Below are 22,242 nucleotides of genomic sequence, written 5' to 3'. Positions count from 1 at the left end.
ATGCGACAGCGGCGAAGCTGTTCGATGCGCTCGCAAAGCTGCGCGTCCAGGCAGGAGCGCGTGCGAGCCGGGCGTGAGCTGCGGTCCAGCAGGCCGCGCTCGCCATGCTGCTCGAAGCGCTGGAGCCCCTGGACAGCGATGCGTTGGACAAGCAATTTGCGCCCTTCGAAGGTCAATCTGGCATTCTTATGGCTGTTCACTCGGAAGGTCCCTCTGGTGACTGAAGCGTGGTAACTCCAGTCTCCCAGACCCTTCCGGGTGAACAACCTATTGAGACATGACACCTAGACCGAGGCCGACCCTCGAGCTACGGCCAGGTCATGGCCATCCCGGTAGGCGGCGCCGACAGGCGAGCCGATGATCTGAATGTCCGTTCCTGGCCGAAATCGGAAGTATGGGGCCGACTGCCGGTACTTCGGCTATCAGTCTGAAGCCGCCTTTCAACCACCACAATCAAGGCTCCCGGACAGTCCATCACGCTGTGCCCAGCGCCTACTTCTCGCTCCAACTGACCTTCGCTGCACATTACGCGGCCGCGGCAGGCGTGCCCTTCGACGTAGCGGTCGCACGCTGCACCAACCTCCGCCGCCGCCTGCATCTCTGGGGCGAAAGTGGTGCCGAACAATGGACCATCTTCCTGGCTGAACTGGGCACGGTCAGCCATGACCAAGCAACCCTGCTGTCGACCACGCTCAAGTTCCACAAAGCCCGCCCACCGCTCGCTCCTGCGCCGACCTTCGGATGCTTCTCATACGACAGCCCCAACGCTGCAGGCTTGCTGCGTATCCACTTCATGCCGCCGGAAGGTCTAGCCGCCAGTCCGCTCGCCGCCGCTGCGGTGGATGCGCGCCAACATGAACTGCGCGCGATGTTCCAACACATCCGCAGCGCCCATCCCGAAGCACGGTCGGTCATGGGCGTCTCCTGGCTCTACAACCTCCGGGCCTACACGCGCTTGTTCCCACAGGCCTTCGTCGAATCGATCCAGCCCGTCAGCGGTCCGCTGCACCTGAACGGCAGCTCCACCTGGGGCCAGGTGCTCGACTGGCGCCAGCAGGTGAAGCCAGCCGTGCGTGATGAGCTGCTGCGCCGGCTGGTCCACATGGACGTGGCCGCGCCCTGGCGCGTGTTTCCCTTGCAGGCCCAGGTGGCCATGTGCGACGTGACGGCGTTCCATGAGGTCTTCACGTGAAGGTCGAGCGTGACCAGCTCCTTCTCCGCAGCCCCCGCCGCGCTGTTAAGCTGGCCCCGCCATGACCGTCCCGCGCATCACCTCCATCATTCGCTTCATTCCGGGGCGGGTGGGTTAGCGCGCGGCCCAGGTCGCCATCCGCAACCCGCCCGGTGAGGCGGGTTTTTTCTTTCTGTCTCCCGGGCCCTCGTCATAGGAGATCGAAATGAACCCACCGCAAGTCCCACCCCGTTCCGCGCCCCTTTCTTCCGTCGCCACGCTGCACTTGGTCTGCGGCAAGATCGGCTCGGGCAAGTCGACGCTGACGCAGCGCCTGGCCTCCGCCCCCAACACCGTGCGCATCAGCGAGGACGACTGGCTGTCGCGGCTCTATCCGAACGAGATCCATGCGCTCGCCGACTATGTGCGCTGCGCGGGCCGCCTGCGCGACGCCATGAGCGGTCACGTCGAATCGCTGCTGCGCAGTGGCGTGTCGGTGGTGCTCGACTTTCCCGCCAACACGGTCGCCACCCGGGCCTGGGCGCGCGGCTTGTATGAGCGGGCAGGCGCCGCCCATGCCCTGCACCTGCTGGACGTGCCCGACGAGGTCTGCAAGGCCCGTCTTCGCGCCCGCAATGCGGCCGGGGACCACCCCTTCGAAACGAGCGACGCCGAGTTCGACCAGATCTCTCGCTATTTCGTGGCACCGACGGCGGACGAAGGCTTCAACGTCATCCGTCACGGCTGAGCGCCGCGGCGCATCCAGGCGCTCTTCCATGCGGGGCCGAGCAGCCCGCATGCCGCAGGGGTTCAGTCGCCCCGCGCGCCCAGCACTTCCTGATTGACGATGTTGCGCGGCTCCCCCTGCGCAAAGGCCACGATGTTGTCGAAGGCCGTGCCGAAGTAGTGCTCGTAGTTGTCGCGCTCCACGTACCCTATGTGCGGGGTGCACAGGGCATTGGGCAGGTCGAGCAGCGGGTGGCCGCCCTGCAGCGGCTCCAGGTCCTGGTCGAACACGTCCACCGCGGCAAAGCCCGGACGTCCGGCGCGCAGGGCATCGACCAGGGCACCGTCCTCGATCAGCTCGGAGCGGCTGGTGTTGACCAGCACGGCGCCGGGCTTCATGCGGGCCAGGTCGGCGCGGGTGACGAGGCCCTGCGTCTGCGGCACCAGGCGCACATGCAGGCAGACCGCATCGCTCTCGGCAAAGAAGGCCTCGCGCGAGGGCGCCACGTCGAAGCCATCGGCACGTGCCGCAGCGGTGGAGGCTTCGCGGCCCCACACCCACACCTGCATGCCGAAGGCGCGGCCGTAGCGGGCCACCTGGGTTCCGATGCGGCCATAGCTCCAGATGCCCAGCCGCTGGCCAAAGAGCTGCTGACCCAGGTGGCCCTGCCACTGGCCGGCGCGCAGCCGGTTGGCTTCGTCCACCAGGTGCCGCCGGCTGGCCAGCAGCAGCGCCCAGGTCAGCTCGGCCGTCGCGGCACCGGAGCCGCGGCCGTCGGCCACGGCCACGCCGTGCGCAGTGCAGGCCGCCAGATCCACATGGCCGGCCACCCTGCCGGTCTGGCTGATCAGCTTCAGCCGCGGCAGCCGCGCCAGCAGCTCGGCGCCGACGCGGGTGCGCTCCCGCGTGAGCACCACGGCGTCGAAGTCCTGCAGACGCTCGGCCAGCGCGGCCGGATCGTGCAGGGTGTCGTGGAAGACGGTGACCTCGTGCCCGGCGAGCTTGCCGAAGCAGGCCAGCCCGCGCACGCAGTCCTGGTAGTCGTCGGGAATCGCGATCCGCATGGTGGCCTTCAGTCGAGCTTGATGCCGAGTTCGGCAATGGTCTTGCGCCATTGCACCAGGTCCTTGCGGATGATCTCGCCGTATTCGGCGGGCGGCATGCCGCCGGGTTCGATGCCCTGTGCGCGGAACATGGCGCGCAGCTCGGTGTCAGAAAGTGCGGCCTTGACCTCGCGGTACAGGGCATCGACCACCGGCGCGGGGGTGCCCGCCTTCACCAGGAGCCCGTACCAGCCATGCACATCGAAGCCCGGGTAGCCCTGCTCGGCAACCGTGGGCACCTGCGGCAGGCCGTCGAAGCGCTGGGCCGGTGCCACGGCCAGCGCGCGCAGCTTGCCGGCCTGGATCTGCCCGAGGGCCGTGCTCATGTCCAGGAACATGAACTGCACGCGGCCGCCCAGCAGATCCTGCACGGCCGGGCCGGCGCCGCGGTAGGGCACATGCGTGGCCTGGATGCCCGCGCGCTGCGCGAACAGCGCACCGGCCAGATGGGCGGAGGTGCCGATGCCCGAGGACGCGTACGACAGGCTGCCTGGGTTGGCCTTGCCCATCTTCACCAGCCCCTGCAGGTCGGTGGCCGCAAAGTCCGGCTTGACGACCAGGGCGTGGGGGATGAGGCCGACGATGGTGACCGGACTGAAGTCCTTCAGGGTGTCGAAGGGGTAGTTGGGCATCAGCGCAGGGTTGGTCACCGCCAGGATCGAGGGCATCACCAGCGTGTAGCCGTCGGCGGGGTTGCGCCCGATCTCGCTCAGGCCGATCACGCCACCGCCGCCGGGCTTGTTGTCGACGATGAAGGGCTGCCCCGTGGACTGGCCCATGGCCTTGGCGATGGCCCGGGCCATCAGGTCCGTGGGGCCGCCGGCTGCGAAGGGCACGACGATGCGCACCGGCTTGTTCGGAAAGGGGGCCTGGGCCCAGGCGCTGGGCAATACCGCGCCGAATGCGGCGGCCTGAAGAAGCGAGCGGCGGCGAAGCCGAAGAGAGGTGGAAATGGGGGTCATCGAAAGTCTCCGGGCCGAACCGGTTGCATGACCGGCTCGTGCATCGGAAACAGCTTAGGCCAGGCCCCGCCCTGCGCGAAGACCGCCATTCCACCTGTTGGAACAGCGCCGGCAGCAGCCCGCCACCGCCACCATGCGCTCAGAGTCCAAGCACCTGCTTGGCCACGATGTTGCGCTGGATCTCGTTGCTGCCGCCGTAGATCGACATGGCACGTCGCCAGAAGTAGTTGGCTGGGGCGCCGCGCAGGCTGGCATCCAGGCTGGCCAGGTCGCCCTTGCCGTGGGCAAGGGCCGGGTCCAGCCGCTGCCCGAGCGGGCCGGCCGCCTCGAAGAGCAGTTCGGTCAGGCTCTGGCCGATCTCGGTGCCGCGGATCTTGAGGGCGGAGGCAAGCCCGGCGCCGGGCGAGCTGCCGCTGCCCATGCTCGACAGCGCACGCAGCGTGGTCATCTCCAGCGCCTTGAGCTGGGCCTCGGTGCGCGCGAGCTTGGCGCGGAACAGCGGCTGCTCGACCAGCGGGCGGCCCCGGTCCTGCACCGCGGCGACCATGCGTCGCAGGCGGCGCAGCGCAAAGGTCGAGAAGCCGATGTTGGAGTTCTCGACCCGCTCATGCTCCAGAAGGAACTTGGCGTAGCGCCAGCCCTGGCCTTCCTCGCCCACCAGGTTGGCCTTGGGCACCCGCACGTCGGTGAAGAACACCGCATTGAAGGAATGGGTGCCCTCCAGCATGGGAATGGGCTGCACCTCGATGCCCGGCGTGCGCATGTCGATCAGCAGGAAGGAGATGCCCTCCTGCTTGCGGCTTTCGCGGCGGGTGCGGACCAGGCAGAACATCCAGTCGGCGTGGTGCGCATACGAGGTCCAGATCTTCTGGCCGTTGACCACGTAGTGGTCGCCCGCGTCGTCCGCCCGTGTCGCCAGCGAGGCCAGGTCCGAGCCCGAGGCCGGCTCGGAATAGCCCTGGCACCACCATACCGTCGAATCGCGGATGCCCGGCAGGTGCTGCGCCTGCTGCGCTGCATTGCCGAAGTTGTAGATGACCGGTCCGACCATGCGCGGCCCGAAGGGCTGGATGGTGGGGCAGTTCATCTGCCCGCTGATGGTCTCGAACAGGTAGCGCTGGATCACGCTCCAGCCCGGCCCGCCCTGCGACTCGGGCCAGGTGTAGGCATGCCAGCCGCGCCGGCCCAGGATCTGCTGCCAGCGCATGTAGTCGTCGCGCTCCAGGTGCAGGTCGTGCTCCACGCGCTGGGCGATGTCGGGGGGCAGGTGGCCGGCGATGAAGTCGCGCACCTCGTCGGCGAAGGCCCGCTCTTCGGGGGTGAATTCGAGTTCCATGGCATGTCTCCTTGTTGATCGGGGCGAGTGCGGGACGGGTGACGGATCAGGCCGCCTGCAGATGGAATTGCACGCCGCCGACCGTGACCTGGCCTTCGCGGCAGGGCAGGCCGCGTGCGCGGGCGGCGGACTCGATGGCCGCGGCGTCGCGCGTGTGCAGCAGCAGGGCGGCCAGGCCTTCGCCGCGGCCGTCGCCCTCCTGCACGAAGCGTAGCGTGGCGTTGTCCAGCGCCAGATGGTCCTGCGCCAGATGGTCCTGCGCCAGCGGACGCTGGAGGATCTGCGACCAGCGGCGGGCCAGCGCCTGAGGCTCGGCCGACTGGAGCACGGCGCCGGCGATGCCGCTCACCCGTTGTGCGCGCACATGCTGCTGCCAGTGCGGCCCCGCCGGCCAGTAGGGGCCATCGAGCGCCGCGCCGCCCAGGGTGGTGTTGAGCTCCAGCAGGGCGCCGCCGGTATCGCGCGGATGCAGCTGCATGCCTTCGTACTCGCCCAGGGCCAGCGGGGCGGCCACACGCACGCCGATGGCTGCCACATGGGTGCGCCAGCGCGGAAGGGCGTCGGTGTCCAGGATCACCATGTAGCCGCCATCGCCGCCGCGGCGATCCAGATAGCGGCCCGCCGCCGTGTCGGGCCGGGTCGGCGCGACCACCTCGATGAACTGCTGGCCGAAGGGCATGAGCGCGTTGTGCAGCCCGAACTGACCGACCTCGGGGTCGCGGTGGCAGACCTCCACGCCGAAGACGGCGCACAGGTCCTCCACCACGGGATCGAGTTCAGTCGCCACCAGACAGATCTGGCGCAGCCGCAGGAAGGCGCTGGCCTGCGCCGAGGCGGGCGGGGCAGAGGGGGTGAAAAGATGGACGGTCATGCTTTGTCTCCGATAAATCTGTTATAACAGATAAAAATCGCGTCGCGGAGTCGAGATTAGGCAGACGGCGCGCATCCACACGGAGACATTTCCCATGACCTCGCTGGCCGGCCTGCGCGTCCTCGATCTCTCGCGCTTCATCGCGGGGCCCTATTGCGCCATGATGCTGGGCGACATGGGGGCCGAGGTGGTCAAGATCGAGCCGCCCGGCGAAGGCGAATACGCCCGGCAGGCCTTGCCCGCCGTGGAGGGCCAGAGCCTCTATACCTTCATCGTCAACCGCAACAAGAAGAGCCTGGCGCTGGACCTGCGCCACCCCGAGGGCCTGGCGACGCTGCGGGCGCTGATCGCCGAGGCCGATGTGCTGGTCGAGAACTTCCGCCCGGGCACCATGGAGAAGATGGGCCTGGGCTGGGAGGCGGTCCATGCCCTCAACCCGCGCCTGGTCATGGCGCGCATCTCCGGCTTCGGGCAGGACGGGCCGCTCGCCAACAAGCAGTGCTTCGACGGCGTGGCCCAGGCCATGAGCGGCCTGATGGACATGACCGGCCAGCCCGAGGGGCCGCCGACCATGATCGGCTCCTTCATCTGCGACTACACCACCGGCATGTATGCCGCTCTGGGCATCCTGGCCGCGCTCAATGCGCGCCATGCCACGGGCCGTGGGCAACTGGTGGACGTGTCGCTGCTCGAAAGCGCGCTCTCGATGCTGATGACGGCCATCCCGCAGCAGCTGCTCTTCGGCACCACGATGACGCGCGTGGGCAGCCGCGACCGCTTCGTCGCGCCCTCCAACACCTTCGCCACCGGCGACGGCCGCCATGTGCTGCTGGTGGGGGGCGACGACAACATGTTCCCCCGCGTGCTGCGCGCCATGGAGCGCCCGGGCCTGATCGACGACCCGCGATTCGCCACCATGGCCAGCCGACTGGCGCACCGCGATGCGGTGGAGGGCCTGGTGGCCGACTGGATGGCCGGGCTGGAGGCCGACGAGATCGTGCGGCGCCTGGAGGCGCAGGGCGTTCCCTGCGCCAAGATCGCCCGGCTCGACGAAGTGGTCCACAACCCGCAGCTCGCCCATCGCGACGCGATCGTGCGCCTGCCCTTCGGCGGCACTGAAGTACCGATGCAGGGCGTGACCATCCACCTGTCCGACACCCCCCTGAGCGTGCGCAGCGCATTGCCGCAGGTGGGCGCGCACAACGACGAGGTCCTGCGCCAGTGGCTGGGCCGGACCCCCGCGCAGGTCGACGCCCTGCACCAGGCCGAAGCCCTTTGACGACGAAGGAGACATGATGACCACCGAATTGATCGAGCAGCTGCAGGACGGCGTGCTCACCCTGACGCTGAACCGGCCCGAGCGGCTGAATGCGCTCACGCCCAGCATGACCGACGCCCTGCTGGCTGCCCTGCGCCGCGCAGCCATCGATGCGCAGGTGCGTGCCGTGCTGCTGACCGGCGCCGGCCGCGGCTTCTGCGCCGGGGGCGACGTGCAGGCCATGGCGGCATCGGAAGGCGCCGAGGCCACGCTGGAGGCCCGTACCCACCAGCTGCGCGAGCACATGGAATGCGCCCGCCTGCTGCACGAGATGTCCAAGCCCACGCTGGCCGTGGTGCGCGGCGCCTGTGCGGGCGCCGGCCTGTCGCTGGCCCTGGCCTGCGACCTGCTGGTGGCCGGCTCCACCCTCAAGATGACCTCGGCCTTCGCCAAGGTGGGTCTTTCGGGCGACTTCGGCAGCACCTACTTCCTCACGCAGTTGCTGGGCCCGCGTGCGCGGGCCTTCGCGCTGCTGTCGCCCGTGCTGCAGGCCGACGAGGCCTTGCAAATGGGTCTGGTCACGCAGGTGGTGCCCGACGAGGCGCTCGACGACGAAGGGCAGCGGCTCGCACGCCAGCTGGCGGCCGGCCCGACCATCACCCTCGGCCACATCAAGGCCAACCTGAACGTGGCGGAGCAGGGCGCCACGCTGGCGCAGGCGCTGGACCACGAGGCCATCCGCCACATCCGCTGTGCCATGACCGAGGACCACCTCGAAGCCGCCCGGGCCTTCATGGACAAGCGCACCCCCGTCTTCCACAACCGCTGATGCGCCCACCGGCGCCGGAGTACCCCATGGACAGCTTCTCGCTCAAGGACAAGACCGCCATCGTCACCGGCTCGTCGCGTGGCATCGGCCGCGCCATCGCGCTGGCCTTCGCCCGCGCGGGTGCACGGGTCGTCATCACCAGCCGCAAGGCCGATGCCTGTGCCGCCGTGGTCGACCAGATCCGCACCGAAGGCGGCGAGGCCACGGCCATCGCCTGCAACATCTCGCGCAAGGACGAGGTGCTTGCGCTGGTGGACCAGACCGAATCGCGCTACGGAAGCGTCGACGTGCTGGTCTGCAATGCGGCGGTCAACCCGTACTACGGGCCGATGTCCGGCATCACGGACGAGGCCTTCTCCAAGGTCATGGATGTGAACATCCGCTCGAACCTGTGGCTGGTCAACCGCGTGGCACCGGGCATGGCGGCCAAGGGTGGCGGCAGCGTGGTGATCATCAGCTCGATTGCCGGCCTGACCGGTTCGCGGGTGCTGGGCGCCTACGCCATCTCGAAGGCGGCAGACATGCAGCTCGCGCGCAACCTGGCGCTGGAGTGGGGCAAGCAGGGCATCCGCACCAATTGCATCGCGCCGGGCCTGATCAAGACCGACTTCGCCAAGGCGCTCTGGGACAACCCCGACACCCTGGCCGCCGCGCTCGCGTCCAGCCCGCTGAACCGCATCGGTGAGCCGGAGGACATCGCCGGTGCGGCACTGCTGCTGGCCTCCGAGGCCGGCCGCTTCATCACCGGCACCACGCTGGTCATCGACGGTGGCGCCACCGTCGGTGGCGAGGCCTGAACGCGGACCGCCGCCCGCCCATCCTTCCCCGGAGCCACGCATGCCTTCGCACGACGACTACCAGCAGATCGCCACCGCGGTGGACGACGGCGTCATGACCCTGACGCTCAACCGGCCCGAGCGGCTCAACGCCTGGACCGAGGCCATGGAGGCCGAGTTCCGCCGCGCCATCGAAGCCGCCGAGGCCGACACGGCGGTGCGGGCCATCGTGGTCACCGGCGCCGGCCGGGGCTTCTGCGCCGGGGCCGACATGGACATCCTCGAAGCCGGCACCCGCGGCACCGCGGCGGGCGACGCCACGGCCGCCGCACCCGCGGGCGGTGCGCAGACGGCCGCGCCAGAGGGACTCGACCGCAACTACGCCTGGCGCTTCAGTTACCTGCTGAAGGTGCCCAAGCCCATCTTCGCGGCCATCAACGGGCCGGTGGCGGGCATCGGGCTGTGCATGGCGCTGTTCTGCGACTTCCGCTACATGGCCGAGGGCCAGAAGCTCACCACCGCCTTCGCCAAGCGCGGACTGATCGCGGAGCATGGCGCGTCGTGGATGCTGCCGCGCATCGTCGGCCTGACGAATGCGCTCGATCTGCTGATGTCGGCCCGCACCCTCCTGACGGACGAGGCCGAGCGATTCGGCCTGGTGCGCGCGCGGCCGGCCGAGGGCTTTCTGGCGGGTGTGCAGTCCCTGGCCCGGGAATGGACGCAGTCGGCCTCGCCGCGGTCCATCGGTGTGATCAAGCGCCAGGTCTACGACGGCTTGTTCCAGGACCTGGATGCCGCCTGGCGCAGGGCCGACGCCGACATGGTGGCCTCGTTCGACAGCGAGGACTTCCAGGAGGGCGTCGCGCACTTCCTGGAAAAGCGCCCGCCGCGCTTCACCGGTCGCTGACGGACCGGCCTGTACGATATAACTTATTGCAAATGACTTTCGGCCCAGCCGCTGCAGCCATGGACGACGCGCCCCTGACCCGTGAGAGCCTCAACGGCCTGGCTTATGGCCGCCTGTGCCGCGACCTGAAGGCGGGGCGCTTCGCCCCGGGCGAGAAGCTCAAGCTGCGCGACCTCGCGGCCGAGATGGGCATCAGCCCGACACCGGTGCGCGAGGCCTTTGCCAGGCTCATCTCCGAACAGGCGCTGGAGCAGGTCGGCCACCATTCGGTGCGTGTGCCCGTGATGTCGGCAGCGCGCTTCGCCGAGGTCTGCGAACTGCGGCTGATGCTCGAAGGGCGTGCGGCCGCGCATGCGGCGGCCCTGGCCGGCCCGGAGGACATTGCGCGCCTGGAGCAACTGCACCGCGACATGGCCGCCCGTCATGAGGCGGCGGACTTTGCCGGTGAGCTGCTCGCCTCCGAGCGCTTCCACCTGGCGGTGTATGCGCTGGCGGGCAAGCCCGTGCTGCTGCGCATGATCGAAGGCCTGTGGCTGCAATGCGGGCCGCTGATGCGGGCACTGCAGACGCGGCCCATGGCAGAGCCGCGGCGCCAGCACCCGCACCAGCGCGTACTGCGCGGCCTGCGCAAGGCGGATGCGGACACCGCGCGTGCCGGCATCGAGGAAGAGATCGAACGCACGATGGCGCCCATCCTGGCCTACCTGCACGAGCAGCAGTCCGCCACGGCGGGCGCCACGGCCGCGGCCGGCGCCTGATCCACCCACGCGCCGCGCGAGGCAGCCGGGGGCTGCGGACAGCGGGCCGTGGTTTGCTGCGCCGCGCCATGCAGCCCCGGCATGCTTGCCCATGCCCAACATTCATCCGGCGCGCCTTGCGGTGGCGCTCTGCGCGGGTCATCATCCGGGAAGAAGCCGGAACCGCCCCGCGGTATCCGGTCGCATCGAATGATCCGGAGACAAGCCAGGATGATCGACTTTCGCCACGGCGAGCGACCGCTGCATGACTACCTGCGCCTGCATGCGCGCGCCACGCCCGACAAGACAGCCATCGTCTGGTACGGCCGGCGCATCAGCTACGCCGAACTCGACGACCTGAGCGACCGTTTCGCCCAGAGCCTGCGCCAGCGCGGGCTCTCGCAGGGCGACGTGCTGGTGCTGGTGCTGCACAACTGCCCGCAGTTCGTGATCGCGCACTTGGGTGCGCAGAAGCTGGGGGTGGTCGTCAGCGCCTGCAGTCCCCATGCCCGGCGGTACGAACTTGCGCACCAGTTCGCTGAACTCGACGTGCGGGCCGTGGTCGCCGGCGAGGAGGACCTGCCCACGGTCCATGAGTCCCGGCCGGGCGGGCGCGATTGCACCGTGTACGGGGTGCGGGCAGGCGACATGCTGCCTGGCATGCTGGCCATGGACGTGCCCGCCTGCATCCGCCTGCCGGGCGAGCCCGCCAAGCCCTGGCCCGACGGCGTGGTCGATCTCATGGACGAGCTCGAGGCCATGCCGCCCTTCGAGCCCCTGGCCGACCTGGCCATGGACGAGGTGGCGCTCATGGCCTGCACCTCGGGCACGACGGGCCTGCCCAAGGCGGCCATGCTGGGCCATGACGTCGCGCTCTACAAGTCGGCCGCCACGTCAAGCTGCTGGGGGCTGACGGCCGACGACGTGCTGCTGGCCGACGTGCCGCTGCACCACATCTCGGGCCTGGTGGCGGGACTGGACGTCGTGCTCTACATGGGCGCCACGGTGGTGCTGCTGGCCCGCTTCGATGCCACGGCCGTGCTGCAGGCCATCGAGGCCTGCCGCGTGACATGGTGGTACACCATGGCGCCTTCGCTGGAGCTGGTGATGGGCGCGGAAGATGCCCCCACCTACGACCTGTCGTCCTTGCGCGGCACGGCCAGCACCAGCTTCGGCACCATCCTGACCCGTGCGCTCGCCGACCGCTGGCACCGCTTCACCGGCGGCGCCCAGGTGTTCGAGGCAGGCTACGGCCTGAGCGAGACCCACAGCTCCGACGTGATGATGCCTGCCGACGCCGTGCGCTGGGGCACCAATGGAAGGCCGGTGCCCGGCACCGAGGTGCGCATCGTCGACCCCGACACCGGTCAGCCCCGGCCCTGCGGCGCCGTTGGCGAGATCCTGCTGCGCGGCCCCCAGCCCTTCAGGGGCTACTGGATGCGGCCCGAGGCCACGGCGGCCATGGTGCGCGACGGCTGGGTGCGCACGGGCGACATCGGCCGGCTCGACGAGGAGGGCTACCTCACCTTCGTGGGACGGCGCAAGGAGATGATCAAGGTCTGGAGCTACAGCGTCTTCCCCGAAGAGGTGGAGGCCATCCTGGCGACGCATCCTGACGTGCGGCAGGCCGCGGTGGTCGGCCTGCCCGACCCGGACCGCGGCGAGGCGCTGCAGGCCTACGTGGTGCTCAAGGACCCAGCGGCGCGGCAGATCCGGGTGGACGGCTTCGGGCGCCGGCGCGACCGCACGGACCAGGTGCTCATCGAGTGGTGCCAGGCCCACATGTCGCACTACAAGGTGCCGCGCACCATCGTCTTTCGCGACGGCCTGCCCGCGGCCGACAACGGCAAGCTGCTGCGGCGCATGCTGCGCGAGCCCGGCTTTGCCGCGCCCCGCGCCAGCGGCGCCTGAATCGCCGCCGCGGGCCGGCGTCGCAGGGCGCAGGCCCCGCGGCGCCCGCGCTCAGGCGACCTTGGCGCGGTAGGGCCCCAGCTCCTGCTTGGCGACGGCGTTGGTGTGCACCTCGTCCGGGCCGTCTGCCACGCGCAGGTGGCGTGCATAGGCCCAGAAGTTCACCAGCAGCGTGTCCTGGCTCAGGCCCATCGCGCCGAAGGCCTGCATGGCGTCGTCGATGACCTGGATGCAGTTGTTGGGCGCGATCACCTTGATCATGGCGATCTCCTTGGCCGCCACCTTGTTGCCCACGGTGTCCATGCGCCAGGCGGCGTGCAGCACCATCCAGCGGGTCTGGTCGATCAGCATGCGGCCCCGGGCGATGCGCTCGCGCCAGACGCCCTGGTCGGACAGCGGCTTGCCGAAGGCCACGCGCGAGACGGCGCGCTCGCACATCATCTCCAGCGCCGATTCGGCCATGCCGATCATGCGCATGCAGTGATGGATGCGGCCCGGCCCGAGGCGGCCCTGGGCGATCTCGAAGCCGCGGCCCTCGCCCAGCAGCAGGTTGGAGGCCGGCACCCGCACGTTGTCGAAGATCACCTCCGGATGGCCGAAGGGCGCGTCGTAGTGGTTCACCAGCGCCATGTCGCGCACCACCGTGATGCCGGGCGTGTCGCGCGGCACGATGATCATCGACTGCTGGCGATGCCGGTCCGGGTTGTCGGGGTCGGTCTTGCCCATCAGGATGAACAGCTTGCAGCGCTCGTTCATGGCACCGGTGATGTACCACTTGCGGCCGTTGATCACGTAGTCGTCGCCGTCGCGGCGGATGCGCGTGGCGATGTTGGTGGCGTCCGACGAGGCCACGGCAGGCTCGGTCATGGCGAAGGAGGAGCGGATCTCGCCGTCGAGCAGCGGCTGCAGCCAGCGGGCCTTCTGCTCCTCGTTGCCGTAGCGCGCGATCACCTCGGTGTTGCCGGTGTCGGGCGCACTGCAGTTGAAGGCCTCGGCGCTCCAGTAGCGACGGCCCATGATCTCGCACAGCGGTGCGTATTCCAGGTTGGTCAGGCCCGCGCCGTGCTCGTCCTCGGGCAGGAAGAGGTTCCACAGGCCCGCGGCGTGGGCCTTGCGCTTGAGCTCTTCCATGAGCGGCAGGCCGGTATAGGGACCGCCGGTGCGCTCGGCGTTCAGATACGACGCATGCGCTTCCTGCGCATGGCGCTTCTCGTTGGGATAGATGTGCTCGTCCATGAAGGCGAGCAGGCGGCGGCGCAGGTCCTGCACCTTGGGGCTGTGTTCGAAGTCCATGTGGTGTGTCTCGGTTGGATCGGATGGAAGCGGGAGGACGCGGGCGCGCGCGTCAGTCCCAGGAGAACAGGCCCAGGCTCACCGCCACCAGCGCCGGCTTGTCCTGGTCCTCGATCTCCATGGTGTTCTCGCACCGCAGCAGCGTCCAGCCGTCGTCGCGCGCCTCGGCGGCCAGCAGTCGCATGTGGTTGCGCACCCGTGCACCGGCCTTGACGGGCGACATGAAGCGCAGCTTGTCCAGCCCATAGTTGACGGACTTGGTCGGCGCCAGCCCTTCCAGCAATTCATAGCTGGTGATGGGCAGCAGCGACAGGGTCAGGAAGCCGTGGGCGATGGGCGCGCCGAAGGGGCTTTCGCGCGTGGCGCGTTCCACGTCGATGTGGATCCATTGCCGGTCGCCGGTGCAATCGGCGAACGCGTCGATGCGCGACTGGGGCACATCGACCCATGACGAGGTGCCGATGGACTGGCCGACGAAGTCGTGGAGGTTGGCGCGGGTGAGGGTGGTCATGCTGTCATTGCGAGGGCAAAAACTGGTGCCCCGATGGTGCCGCCATGCCGCGCGCCGTGAGTCGCCGGGGCATGCAGTGTTTTCATCGGAGCGATTCAAAGTGCTGATGCGTGGCGTCGCGCGGGCGACTGAACATCGGACCGCCGGCCTTCCGGGCCGCCGCATTCCCCCCACTCCATGACCCGACGAGGAGAGCACGCATGAGCGGCAGCTACGCGATTCAGGACGGCATCGCCGTCATCACCATGGACACGCCGCCCGTCAACAGCCTGGGCCTGGCCAACCGTCGCTTCATCGCCGAATCGGTCGCACGCGCCGGCAGCGATCCGCAGGTGCAGGCCATGGTGCTCACCGGTCGCGGCCGGGCCTTCTGCGGCGGCGCGGACATCCGCGAGTTCAATCGACCGGAGGCGACCATGGCGCCCGACCTGGTCGACGTCATCGACCTCATCGAGCGCAGCGACAAGCCCATCGTCGCGGCCGTGCATCGCGTGGCCATGGGCGGCGGGCTGGAGCTGGCGATGGGCTGCCACTACCGCCTGATGCAGCGCGGCACGCAGGTCTCGCTGCCCGAAGTGCGCATCGGCATCCTGCCGGGCGCCAGCGGCACGCAGCGGCTGCCGCGGCTCATCGGGCTGGAGCCGGCCCTGAACATGATCGTGACCGGCGAGACGGTGATGAGCGAGGACCTGGCCCGGCTGCCGGGACAGCGCCTGATCGACGAACTGGTGGACGACGACGTGGTCGGCGCTGCGGTGGCCTTCGCGCGGCAGCACGCCGCGGTGCGCCCGCTGCCGCGCGTGCGCGAGCTGCAGGTGGTGCATCCGGCGCCCGAGGCCTATCTGCAGTTCGCGCGCAACCAGGTGGCCGCGGCGTCGCGCCACTTTCCGGCCCCCTTGCTGTGCCTGGACTGCGTCGCCCAGTCGGTGCGTCTGCCCTTCGACGAAGCCCTGGCCTTCGAGCGTCGAGGCGTGACCGAACTGGTCTGGACCTCCGAGTCGGCGGCGCTGCGCAACATCTTCTTCGGTGAACGTGCCGCGGCCAAGATCGCCGATGTGCCCGACGACACGCCGCAGCGCGCCATCAAGACGGTGGGCGTGATCGGCGCCGGAACCATGGGCGGCGGCATCAGCATGAACTTCCTGAACGCCGGCATCCCGGTGACCATCCTGGAGATGAAGCAGGAGGCGGTGGACCACGGCGTGGCCACCATCCGCAAGAACTACGAGGCGCAGGTCAAGAAGGGCAAGCTCAAGCCCGAGAAGTACGAGGAGCGCATGGCGCTGCTCAAGACCACGCTGAGCTACGACGACCTCAAGGACTGCGATCTCATCATCGAGGCCGTGTTCGAGGAGCTGGGCGTCAAGGAGAAGGTGTTCACCCAGCTCGATGCCGTGGCCAAGCCCGGCGCCATCCTGGCCTCCAACACTTCCACGCTCGACGTCGACAAGATCGCGGCCTTCACGAAGCGTCCGCAGGACGTGATCGGCATGCACTTCTTCAGCCCGGCCAACGTGATGAAACTGCTGGAAGTGGTGCGCGGCGCCAGGACCGGCAAGGACGTGCTGGCCACGGTGATGAGCCTGGCCAAGAAGATCAGGAAGACGGCCGTGGTCTCGGGCGTGTGCGACGGCTTCATCGGCAACCGCATGATCGAGCAGTACAGCCGCCAGGCGGGCTTCCTGCTGGACGAAGGCGCGACGCCGACGCAGGTGGACAAGGCCATCGAGAAGTTCGGCTTCGCCATGGGCCCCTTCCGCATGGGCGACCTGGCGGGTAACGACATCGGCTGGGCCATCCGCAAGCGCCGCTCGGTCGAGCAGCCCGACATGAAGTACAGCCGCACGGCCGACAAGCTGTGCGAGCTGGGCCGCTTCGGCCAGAAGACGGGCGCCGGCTGGTACGACTACCAGGCGGGCAAGCGCGACGCGATTCCGTCGAAGCTGGTGGAGGACATGATTGCCGAGCACCGCAAGCAACTGGGCATCACGCCGCGCAAGATCAGCGACGAGGAGATCGTGCAGCGCCTGGTGTATTCGCTGGTCAACGAGGGCGCGCACATCCTGGAAGACGGCATCGCCAGCAAGGCCAGCGACATCGACATGGTCTACATCACGGGCTACGGCTTCCCGATCTTCCGCGGCGGCCCGATGCACTACGCCAGCCAGCAGGGCCTGTTCAACGTGGTGCAGGCGATGCAGCGCTTCGGGCGCAACCCCAACGATGACGCGAAATTCTGGGAGCCGGCCGGGCTGATCCGCCAGCTGGTGAGCGAAGGGCGGACCTTCGCCTGAGGCGCGCGCCCGGCCGGCGTGCCGCCCTCAAGTGCACCGCAGCGTCAGGCCGCCGATCCGCCAGGGGCCGGCCGGCGGCGGCTGGAGCCCCAGCTGGTGGGTCCACGTCTGCAGGGCGCCGGCTTCCTCGGGCCGCATCCACAGCCCGTCGATGCCGGCGTCGGCATGCTCGGCCGCGGGCATGAAGCGCAGCGCGCCGCAGGCGGTCGCCACGGCGGGCAGGCCCTCCTGGCGCACGGCCGGCAGGGCGAGCAGACGGCTCCAGTGGGCGGCCACCCGTTCCGGCGCGCGCACGCGCAGGTCGATGGCGGCCAGCGGCCGGGCACGGGCGCGGGCCGGTACCCCCACCGCGGCGGGTGTCGCGATGCCGTGGGCGTCGTGCCGCTCGCTGAACTCCAGCACACAGCCGCCGGTGTCCTCGGCGGCCAGCTGAAGCGCGCTGTCGGGACCGAGCAGGCCTTCGTCCGTCACGCTGAGCCCCTGGCGGTGGCAGTGCCGCTGCCAGTCCAGCAGGTCGGGCACCTGCCAGCCGAGCAAGTCGGGGCCGGCCGGACCGTCGGCCGCTGCCGCCGTCGTCACCTCCACGTCCAGGCCGGGGCCGCGGAAGAGCCGCCGGCCCCGGGCCTCGGACATCGACCAGCCCAGCAGGTCGGCGAAGAGCGCGCGGGCCAGGGCCGCGTCGGACATGCGCAGGCGCGCGAAGCGCAGCCGGGGAGCAGGGCGGACCACATCCATGCGCGGTGGGCCGGTCCGTTCACACCTTCTCACGCGTCGCGGTCCACGCAGCGCCAGCCGAGCTCGGCGAGCTGCCGCGCCTGGCGACCGGCCTGCAGGGCTTCGCTGCTGGCCGCATTGCCCGCCAGGGCGCGGCCCATGATGCCCTGGGCGATGGCGGCGGCGCGGAACAGGTTGAAGGCCTCGTAGAAGCGCCAGGTCCGGGGATCGACCGGGGGCAGGGCGCGGCGTTGCAGGTAGCGCGCGAGGTAGGCGCTGACCGTCGGAATGCCGGCGGCCTCCAATCGCGCCGCATCCAGGTCGCCGAGGCCGCGCACCTGCGGCGGCAAGCGCCAGGCCATGCAGTGGTAGGCGAAGTCGACCATGGGATCGCCCAGCGTCGACAGCTCCCAGTCCAGCACCGCCACGACGCGCGGCGCGTCCTGCGCGAAGACCAGGTTGTCCAGCCGGAAGTCGCCATGCACCAGCCGCGTGCCGGTGTCGGCGGGTTGATGCCGGGGCAGCCAGTCGATCAGCTGCTCCATCGCCTCGATGGGCTCCGTCTCGCTGGCGCGGTACTGGCGGCTCCAGCGGTCGATCTGCCGGGCGATGTAGCCGCCGGCGCGTCCGTAGTCGGCCAGGCCGACCGCCGCCACGTCCACTTCGTGCAGTGCGGCGATGGTGCGGTTCATGTCGTCGTAGATCGCGGCGCGCTCGCTCTCGGCCATGCCCGGCAGGTGCGGGTCCCAGAGGATGCGGCCGGGCACGCAGTCCATGACATAGAACATGGTGCCGATCACCGCGGCGTCGGTGCACAGCGCGTGGACACGGGGCACGGGCACCGCGCTGTCGGCCAGTGCCCGCATGACGCGGAACTCGCGGTCCACGGCATGGGCCGAGGGCAGCAGCGTGCCGGCGGGCTTGCGCCGCAGCACATAGCGGCCGTCGGGTGTCTCGACCAGGAAGGTGGGGTTGGACTGGCCGCCCTTGAACTGCGCCAGGCCGAAGCGCTGCCGGGCGCTGCCGTCGACGTGGTCGATCCACCATTCGCGCAGGGCCTGCTCGTCCAGGCGGTGGCCGGGTCGCACCGCGGTGGTGTCGGCAGAGGTGTCGGTCTGGGGCAAGGGGCTGTCTCCGGAAGGCATGCAGGGCGCCCCGCTTGCGGGCATCATCGGGGGCCGCCAAGGCTAAGCGCCCCGGCCCGCGCTGCCCAATGAAAGCGCGGCATGCCCGCCGATACAGTCCATGCATATTTCGAGGGTCGATCTCAACCTGCTGGTCGTGCTGGACACGATCTACACGGAGGGCGGCATCACCAAGGCCGCCGACAAGCTGCATCTGACCCAGCCGGCGATCAGCCATGCCCTGGCGCGGCTGCGCGACCTGTTCAACGATCCCCTCTTCGAGCGCCAGGGCCACCGCATGGTGCCCACCGCGCTGACCAAGCGCATCATCGATCCGCTGCGCGGCTCGCTGCAGTCGTTAGGCTCGCTGCTCAACGACACCCAGAGCTTCGACCCCACCACCAGCACCAAGCGCTTCGTGATCGGGCTGCGCGACTTCATGGAGTCGACCGTGATGCCGCCGCTGATGCGCACGCTGGAGCGCGAGGCGCCGGGCGTGGAGGTGGCCAGCGTGCGCGCGAGCCGTCGCACCCTCGAGGGCGAGCTGGCAGCCGGCACGCTCGACCTCGCCGTCGACGTGTTGCTGCCGCTGTCGGATGCCGTCAAGTTCACCCGCATCACGGTCGACGGTGCGGCGGTGGTGGCGCGGCAGGGCCATCCGGCCATCCAGGGCAGCGTGGACATCGACACCTACCTGGCGCAGCGGCACGTGCTGGTCACCACGCGGCGGCAGGGCCCCGGCTTCGAGGACATCGAGCTGCGCCGCCTGGGCATGCAGCGGCAGGTGGCGCTGCGCTGCCAGTATTACTTCGCGGCCTGCCGCACCGTGTCGCAGACCGACCTGGTGCTCACCATGCCCGAGAGCTACGCCCACATGGTCAACAAAACCTTCGGCAACCAGGTGCTGCCCATGCCGGCGCCGCTGTCCTCCATGGACGCCTACCTGTACTGGCATGCCAGCGCCGACAACGACGCCGGCAACCGCTGGCTGCGCTCGGTGATGCTGCGCTGCTACGCCCGCTGAGGGCGTCTTCGCCTCCTCGCACTCCCATCACCGCGGCCAGGCGCCGCGGCTTCGCTTCGCCTGCTGCCGGCGACCCTTAGGGGTTAATGCCGGTGACAGCGCTCGCCTGCACGAACACCATCGCAAATCTGTTATAACAAATGCGCCTACCCAAGGCGGAACTGGAGACATGCGATGAAGACCGATCGACGCCATTTCCTTCAGGCGACTGCGGCGGCTGCCGTCCTCGGCAGCGTCGGCGCGCGTCCCGCGCGGGCCCAGGGTGGCCCCGTTCGCATCGGGCTGATGCTGCCGATGAGCGGCATCGGCGCGGAGGCGGGCGCCGCGTGGCTGGCCGGGGCGCGCGTGGCCGTGGCCCAGTGGAACGCCAAGGGCGGCGTGCTCAAGCGGCAGGTGGAACTGGTGGTGCGCGACGACAAGTTCACCAGTGCCGGCGCCGTGGCCGCCGCGCGCGAGCTGGCAGGCAGTGGCGTCAACCTGCTGATTGGCGGGTCGCAGTCGCCCATGGCGCTGGCGACCGCGCCCATCCTGCCCGAGCTCAAGGCGCTGATGGTGGCGCCGTGCCCCACCGTCATGTCGCTCACGCACGAGGGCTTCCAGCGCAACTTCTTCCGCCTGTCCTGGAACGCCTACATCGCCTTCGCCGGCATCGGCAACATGCTGACCGACCGCTTCAAGGAAGTGCAGACCTGGTCCTGCATCGTGCCCGACAGCGAGAACGGCCGCGACATGGCGCGCTTCTTCAGCGTCGGTGTGCAGCGCGCCGCGCAGAAGGCCGGCCGCACGGTCAAGGTGCTCGACCCCGTCTTCGCCAGCCTCAACAAGGCCGACTACAAGGTGGAGATCAACAGCCTGATGAACGCGCCCTCGCAGGGGTTGTTCGTCGGCCTCACCGCGGCGCCCTGCATCAGCCTGCTGCAGCAGGGCCGGGCGGTAGGCATGGACCGCAAGTTCAAGGTGATCGGCGATGCCGGCACCGAGCTGATGATCGCCAAGGCGATGCAGAAGTCGACGCCGGCCAACCTCTGGAGCATCAGCTACTGGGTGCCGGGCACCGAGGCCGGCCGCCGCCATGCGATGAGCAAGGCGCTGTACGAGGACTACGTCAAGCTCACCGGCGACCGCAATCCGCCGAGCATCGTGCAGTCCAGCCACCGCTGCGCGCTGGCGCTGTTCAACGGCATCGAGAAGGCCGGCGGCACCGACACCGACGCCGTCATCGCAGCGCTCGAAGGCCTGGAGTTCGACACCGCGGTGGGCCGCTACCACATCCGCAAGGAAGACCACCAAGGGCTGGGCGAGGCCTACATCGCCCAGGTGGGCGCCCGTGAGGCCGACCCCGGCTACGGCATCGTCGATGCCATCGCCTACCGCGAGGCCGACGTGGCCGAGCCGCCGAGCCCCGGCAAGCCGCTGTCGATGTGAGGAGCAGCACCATGTCGCTGCAACGCAGAACCCTGATCCAGGCCGCCGGTGCAGGCGCCGTGCTGGCCGCGACGGCGGCGCCGTGGGTGCGCGCCCAGCCCGGGCCGGTGCGCATCGGTGCCATGCTGCCGATGAGCGGCATCGGCGCCGAGGCCGGTGCCAACTGGCTGGCCGGCATCCGCGCCGCCCAGATGCAATGGAACGACCAGGGCGGCCTGCTCGGTCGCCAGATCGAGATCGTCGTGCGCGACGACAAGTTCACCAGCGCGGGTGCCGTGGCGGCTGTGCGCGAGCTGGCGGGCGAGGGTGTCAACCTGTCGGTGGGTGCGGGCCAGTCGCCCATGGCGCTGGCCATCGCGCCCATCCTGGCGGAGCTCAAGGCGGTGGTGGCCGCGCCGGCGCCGACGGTGATGTCGGTCACGCACGAGAACTTCAGCCGCCACTTCTTCCGCGTGGCGTCCAACGCGCTGATGCTCTTCGGCGGCATCGGCAACATGCTGGCGACCAAGTTCCCGCAGGTGGGCAGCTGGGCGCTGATCCTGCCCGACAGCGAGAACGGCCGCGACATGGCGCGCTATTTCCGCCTGGGCGTGGAGCGGGCCGCCAAGGCCGGCGGCACGGCGCCCAAGGTGCTGGAGCCGGTGTATGCCTCGCTCAACAAGGCGGACTACAAGGTCGAGATCAACAGCCTGATGAACTCGGGCGCCGAGGGGCTCTTCGTGGGCCTGACGGCCGCGCCCTGCGTGAGCCTGCTGCAGCAGGGCCGGGCCGTCGGTATGGACCGCCGCTTCAAGGTGATCGGCGAGGCCGGCACCGAGCTGATGATCGCCAAGGCCATGGGCCGCTCCACGCCGCAGAACCTCTGGGGTGTGAGCTTCTGGGCGCCCGAGCTGGAGCCCTTCAAGAGCCAGTACCCGCTCAGCCGCCAGTTGTCCGAGTACATCGTCAAGGTCACCGGCACGCCCCATGTGCCGGGCATCGTGCAGGCCTCGCACCGCTCGGCGCTGGCGCTGTTCAATGCGGTGAAGAAGGCGGGCAGCACCGAGACCGAGGCCGTGATCCCGGCGCTGGAGGGCCTGGCCTTCGACACGGCGGCGGGCCCCTACCGCATCCGCAAGGAGGACCACCAGGGCATCGGCTATGCCTACTTCGCGAAGATCGGCGCGCGCGAGGCCGCCCCCGGCTATGGCCTGGAGCAGGTGATCCGCCTGGACGAGTCCGAGATCGTCGAGCCGCCGTCGCCCGGCCGCAAGTACGAGGCCTGACGCG

The 22,242-nt window shown here is 69.6% G+C and carries 21 protein-coding genes; 12 read left to right on the top strand and 9 right to left on the bottom strand.

Features of this window, described 5'->3' with window-relative positions; genetic code table 11:
- Positions 1 to 200: leucine zipper domain-containing protein (locus KBC94_RS14540; RefSeq protein WP_294371286.1), on the bottom strand; the 200-nt coding region annotated here is incomplete at its 3' end.
- Positions 201 to 394: 194 nt separating this feature from the next.
- Between KBC94_RS14540 and KBC94_RS14535 the strand changes: the two genes are divergently transcribed.
- Both KBC94_RS14535 and KBC94_RS14530 read left to right on the top strand, forming a co-directional pair.
- A complete protein-coding gene (locus tag KBC94_RS14535) occupies positions 395 to 1,192 on the top strand; it encodes a hypothetical protein (protein ID WP_294371285.1) in 798 nt (265 codons plus the stop codon).
- 205 nt (positions 1,193 to 1,397) lie between these two features.
- Positions 1,398 to 1,919 (top strand): ATP-binding protein, encoded by a 522-nt coding sequence (locus KBC94_RS14530; RefSeq protein WP_294371282.1) that lies wholly within the window; start codon positions 1,398 to 1,400, stop codon positions 1,917 to 1,919.
- Between the two features lie 62 nt (positions 1,920 to 1,981).
- Here the strand turns inward: KBC94_RS14530 and KBC94_RS14525 are convergent, their stop codons facing one another.
- From KBC94_RS14525 to KBC94_RS14510, 4 genes are all read right to left on the bottom strand, one after another.
- Positions 1,982 to 2,962, bottom strand: a complete 981-nt coding sequence (locus KBC94_RS14525) for a D-2-hydroxyacid dehydrogenase family protein (RefSeq protein ID WP_294371280.1) — start codon at positions 2,960 to 2,962, stop codon at positions 1,982 to 1,984.
- Positions 2,963 to 2,970: 8 nt separating this feature from the next.
- Positions 2,971 to 3,963, bottom strand: a complete 993-nt coding sequence (locus KBC94_RS14520) for a tripartite tricarboxylate transporter substrate binding protein (protein ID WP_294371279.1) — start codon at positions 3,961 to 3,963, stop codon at positions 2,971 to 2,973.
- A 139-nt stretch (positions 3,964 to 4,102) separates the two neighbouring features.
- On the bottom strand, positions 4,103 to 5,299 hold the full coding sequence (locus KBC94_RS14515) for an acyl-CoA dehydrogenase family protein (protein WP_294371278.1): 1,197 nt from the start codon (positions 5,297 to 5,299) through the stop codon (positions 4,103 to 4,105).
- Positions 5,300 to 5,345: 46 nt separating this feature from the next.
- Positions 5,346 to 6,170 carry a VOC family protein gene (locus tag KBC94_RS14510; RefSeq protein ID WP_294371277.1) on the bottom strand — a complete coding sequence of 275 codons (825 nt, stop codon included), beginning with the start codon at positions 6,168 to 6,170 and terminating at the stop codon, positions 5,346 to 5,348.
- Positions 6,171 to 6,264: 94 nt separating this feature from the next.
- Between KBC94_RS14510 and KBC94_RS14505 the strand changes: the two genes are divergently transcribed.
- The 6 genes from KBC94_RS14505 (at position 6,265) to KBC94_RS14480 (ending at position 12,588) form a co-directional block, all read left to right on the top strand.
- A complete protein-coding gene (locus KBC94_RS14505; RefSeq protein WP_294371276.1) occupies positions 6,265 to 7,449 on the top strand; it encodes a CoA transferase in 1,185 nt (394 codons plus the stop codon).
- 16 nt (positions 7,450 to 7,465) lie between these two features.
- Entirely contained in the window at positions 7,466 to 8,257 is a 792-nt protein-coding gene (locus tag KBC94_RS14500) for an enoyl-CoA hydratase (RefSeq protein ID WP_294371272.1), read from the top strand.
- A 26-nt stretch (positions 8,258 to 8,283) separates the two neighbouring features.
- Complete coding sequence (locus KBC94_RS14495) at positions 8,284 to 9,054, top strand: SDR family NAD(P)-dependent oxidoreductase (protein ID WP_294371269.1); 771 nt, start codon at positions 8,284 to 8,286, stop codon at positions 9,052 to 9,054.
- Positions 9,055 to 9,094: 40 nt separating this feature from the next.
- Positions 9,095 to 9,940 carry an enoyl-CoA hydratase-related protein gene (locus KBC94_RS14490; RefSeq protein WP_294371267.1) on the top strand — a complete coding sequence of 282 codons (846 nt, stop codon included), beginning with the start codon at positions 9,095 to 9,097 and terminating at the stop codon, positions 9,938 to 9,940.
- Between the two features lie 59 nt (positions 9,941 to 9,999).
- Positions 10,000 to 10,698 (top strand): GntR family transcriptional regulator, encoded by a 699-nt coding sequence (locus KBC94_RS14485; protein ID WP_294371265.1) that lies wholly within the window; start codon positions 10,000 to 10,002, stop codon positions 10,696 to 10,698.
- A gap of 210 nt (positions 10,699 to 10,908) precedes the next feature.
- Positions 10,909 to 12,588 (top strand): AMP-binding protein, encoded by a 1,680-nt coding sequence (locus KBC94_RS14480; RefSeq protein ID WP_294371264.1) that lies wholly within the window; start codon positions 10,909 to 10,911, stop codon positions 12,586 to 12,588.
- Positions 12,589 to 12,639: 51 nt separating this feature from the next.
- Here the strand turns inward: KBC94_RS14480 and KBC94_RS14475 are convergent, their stop codons facing one another.
- Both KBC94_RS14475 and KBC94_RS14470 read right to left on the bottom strand, forming a co-directional pair.
- Positions 12,640 to 13,881, bottom strand: a complete 1,242-nt coding sequence (locus KBC94_RS14475; protein WP_294371262.1) for an acyl-CoA dehydrogenase family protein — start codon at positions 13,879 to 13,881, stop codon at positions 12,640 to 12,642.
- A gap of 52 nt (positions 13,882 to 13,933) precedes the next feature.
- Positions 13,934 to 14,392 carry a MaoC family dehydratase gene (locus tag KBC94_RS14470; protein WP_294371259.1) on the bottom strand — a complete coding sequence of 153 codons (459 nt, stop codon included), beginning with the start codon at positions 14,390 to 14,392 and terminating at the stop codon, positions 13,934 to 13,936.
- A gap of 200 nt (positions 14,393 to 14,592) precedes the next feature.
- Here KBC94_RS14470 and KBC94_RS14465 point away from each other — a divergent pair, with 200 nt between their 5' ends.
- Positions 14,593 to 16,686, top strand: a complete 2,094-nt coding sequence (locus KBC94_RS14465) for a 3-hydroxyacyl-CoA dehydrogenase NAD-binding domain-containing protein (RefSeq protein ID WP_294371256.1) — start codon at positions 14,593 to 14,595, stop codon at positions 16,684 to 16,686.
- 27 nt (positions 16,687 to 16,713) lie between these two features.
- Here the strand turns inward: KBC94_RS14465 and KBC94_RS14460 are convergent, their stop codons facing one another.
- Entirely contained in the window at positions 16,714 to 17,421 is a 708-nt protein-coding gene (locus KBC94_RS14460; RefSeq protein ID WP_294371252.1) for a hypothetical protein, read from the bottom strand.
- Between the two features lie 29 nt (positions 17,422 to 17,450).
- Positions 17,451 to 18,524, bottom strand: coding sequence for a phosphotransferase (locus KBC94_RS14455; RefSeq protein WP_294371249.1), 1,074 nt, complete (start codon positions 18,522 to 18,524; stop codon positions 17,451 to 17,453).
- A 121-nt stretch (positions 18,525 to 18,645) separates the two neighbouring features.
- On the opposite strand from KBC94_RS14455, the gene KBC94_RS14450 reads away from it, so the two are divergent.
- The 3 genes from KBC94_RS14450 to KBC94_RS14440 all read left to right on the top strand — a co-directional run bounded on the left by KBC94_RS14450 (position 18,646) and on the right by KBC94_RS14440 (position 22,238).
- The gene (locus tag KBC94_RS14450) at positions 18,646 to 19,548 is read left to right on the top strand and encodes a LysR family transcriptional regulator (RefSeq protein WP_294371246.1); all 903 of its coding nucleotides are present in this window, start codon (positions 18,646 to 18,648) and stop codon (positions 19,546 to 19,548) included.
- Between the two features lie 174 nt (positions 19,549 to 19,722).
- Positions 19,723 to 20,973: an ABC transporter substrate-binding protein gene (locus KBC94_RS14445; RefSeq protein WP_294371243.1), complete on the top strand. Its 1,251-nt coding sequence runs from the start codon at positions 19,723 to 19,725 to the stop codon at positions 20,971 to 20,973.
- A gap of 11 nt (positions 20,974 to 20,984) precedes the next feature.
- Positions 20,985 to 22,238, top strand: a complete 1,254-nt coding sequence (locus KBC94_RS14440) for an ABC transporter substrate-binding protein (protein WP_294371240.1) — start codon at positions 20,985 to 20,987, stop codon at positions 22,236 to 22,238.
- Positions 22,239 to 22,242: the final 4 nt, after the last annotated feature.

Origin of the sequence: Pseudacidovorax sp. (genome assembly GCF_017991995.1) — a bacterium.
Taxonomy (GTDB): Bacteria; Pseudomonadota; Gammaproteobacteria; order Burkholderiales; family Burkholderiaceae_C; genus Xenophilus.
This window is presented reverse-complemented; position numbering and strand designations above follow the sequence as displayed.

Excerpts from the sequence above, each read along its gene's own strand:
- KBC94_RS14535 (WP_294371285.1), top strand. The coding sequence starts at position 395 with ATGGGGCCGACTGCCGGTACTTCGGCTATCAGTCTGAAGCCGCCTTTC.
- KBC94_RS14530 (WP_294371282.1), top strand. The coding sequence starts at position 1,398 with ATGAACCCACCGCAAGTCCCACCCCGTTCCGCGCCCCTTTCTTCCGTC.
- KBC94_RS14525 (WP_294371280.1), bottom strand. The coding sequence starts at position 2,962 with ATGCGGATCGCGATTCCCGACGACTACCAGGACTGCGTGCGCGGGCTG.
- KBC94_RS14520 (WP_294371279.1), bottom strand. The coding sequence starts at position 3,963 with ATGACCCCCATTTCCACCTCTCTTCGGCTTCGCCGCCGCTCGCTTCTT.
- KBC94_RS14515 (WP_294371278.1), bottom strand. The coding sequence starts at position 5,299 with ATGGAACTCGAATTCACCCCCGAAGAGCGGGCCTTCGCCGACGAGGTG.
- KBC94_RS14510 (WP_294371277.1), bottom strand. The coding sequence starts at position 6,170 with ATGACCGTCCATCTTTTCACCCCCTCTGCCCCGCCCGCCTCGGCGCAG.
- KBC94_RS14505 (WP_294371276.1), top strand. The coding sequence starts at position 6,265 with ATGACCTCGCTGGCCGGCCTGCGCGTCCTCGATCTCTCGCGCTTCATC.
- KBC94_RS14500 (WP_294371272.1), top strand. The coding sequence starts at position 7,466 with ATGACCACCGAATTGATCGAGCAGCTGCAGGACGGCGTGCTCACCCTG.
- KBC94_RS14495 (WP_294371269.1), top strand. The coding sequence starts at position 8,284 with ATGGACAGCTTCTCGCTCAAGGACAAGACCGCCATCGTCACCGGCTCG.
- KBC94_RS14490 (WP_294371267.1), top strand. The coding sequence starts at position 9,095 with ATGCCTTCGCACGACGACTACCAGCAGATCGCCACCGCGGTGGACGAC.
- KBC94_RS14485 (WP_294371265.1), top strand. The coding sequence starts at position 10,000 with ATGGACGACGCGCCCCTGACCCGTGAGAGCCTCAACGGCCTGGCTTAT.
- KBC94_RS14480 (WP_294371264.1), top strand. The coding sequence starts at position 10,909 with ATGATCGACTTTCGCCACGGCGAGCGACCGCTGCATGACTACCTGCGC.
- KBC94_RS14475 (WP_294371262.1), bottom strand. The coding sequence starts at position 13,881 with ATGGACTTCGAACACAGCCCCAAGGTGCAGGACCTGCGCCGCCGCCTG.
- KBC94_RS14470 (WP_294371259.1), bottom strand. The coding sequence starts at position 14,392 with ATGACCACCCTCACCCGCGCCAACCTCCACGACTTCGTCGGCCAGTCC.
- KBC94_RS14465 (WP_294371256.1), top strand. The coding sequence starts at position 14,593 with ATGAGCGGCAGCTACGCGATTCAGGACGGCATCGCCGTCATCACCATG.
- KBC94_RS14460 (WP_294371252.1), bottom strand. The coding sequence starts at position 17,421 with ATGGATGTGGTCCGCCCTGCTCCCCGGCTGCGCTTCGCGCGCCTGCGC.
- KBC94_RS14450 (WP_294371246.1), top strand. The coding sequence starts at position 18,646 with ATGCATATTTCGAGGGTCGATCTCAACCTGCTGGTCGTGCTGGACACG.
- KBC94_RS14445 (WP_294371243.1), top strand. The coding sequence starts at position 19,723 with ATGAAGACCGATCGACGCCATTTCCTTCAGGCGACTGCGGCGGCTGCC.
- KBC94_RS14440 (WP_294371240.1), top strand. The coding sequence starts at position 20,985 with ATGTCGCTGCAACGCAGAACCCTGATCCAGGCCGCCGGTGCAGGCGCC.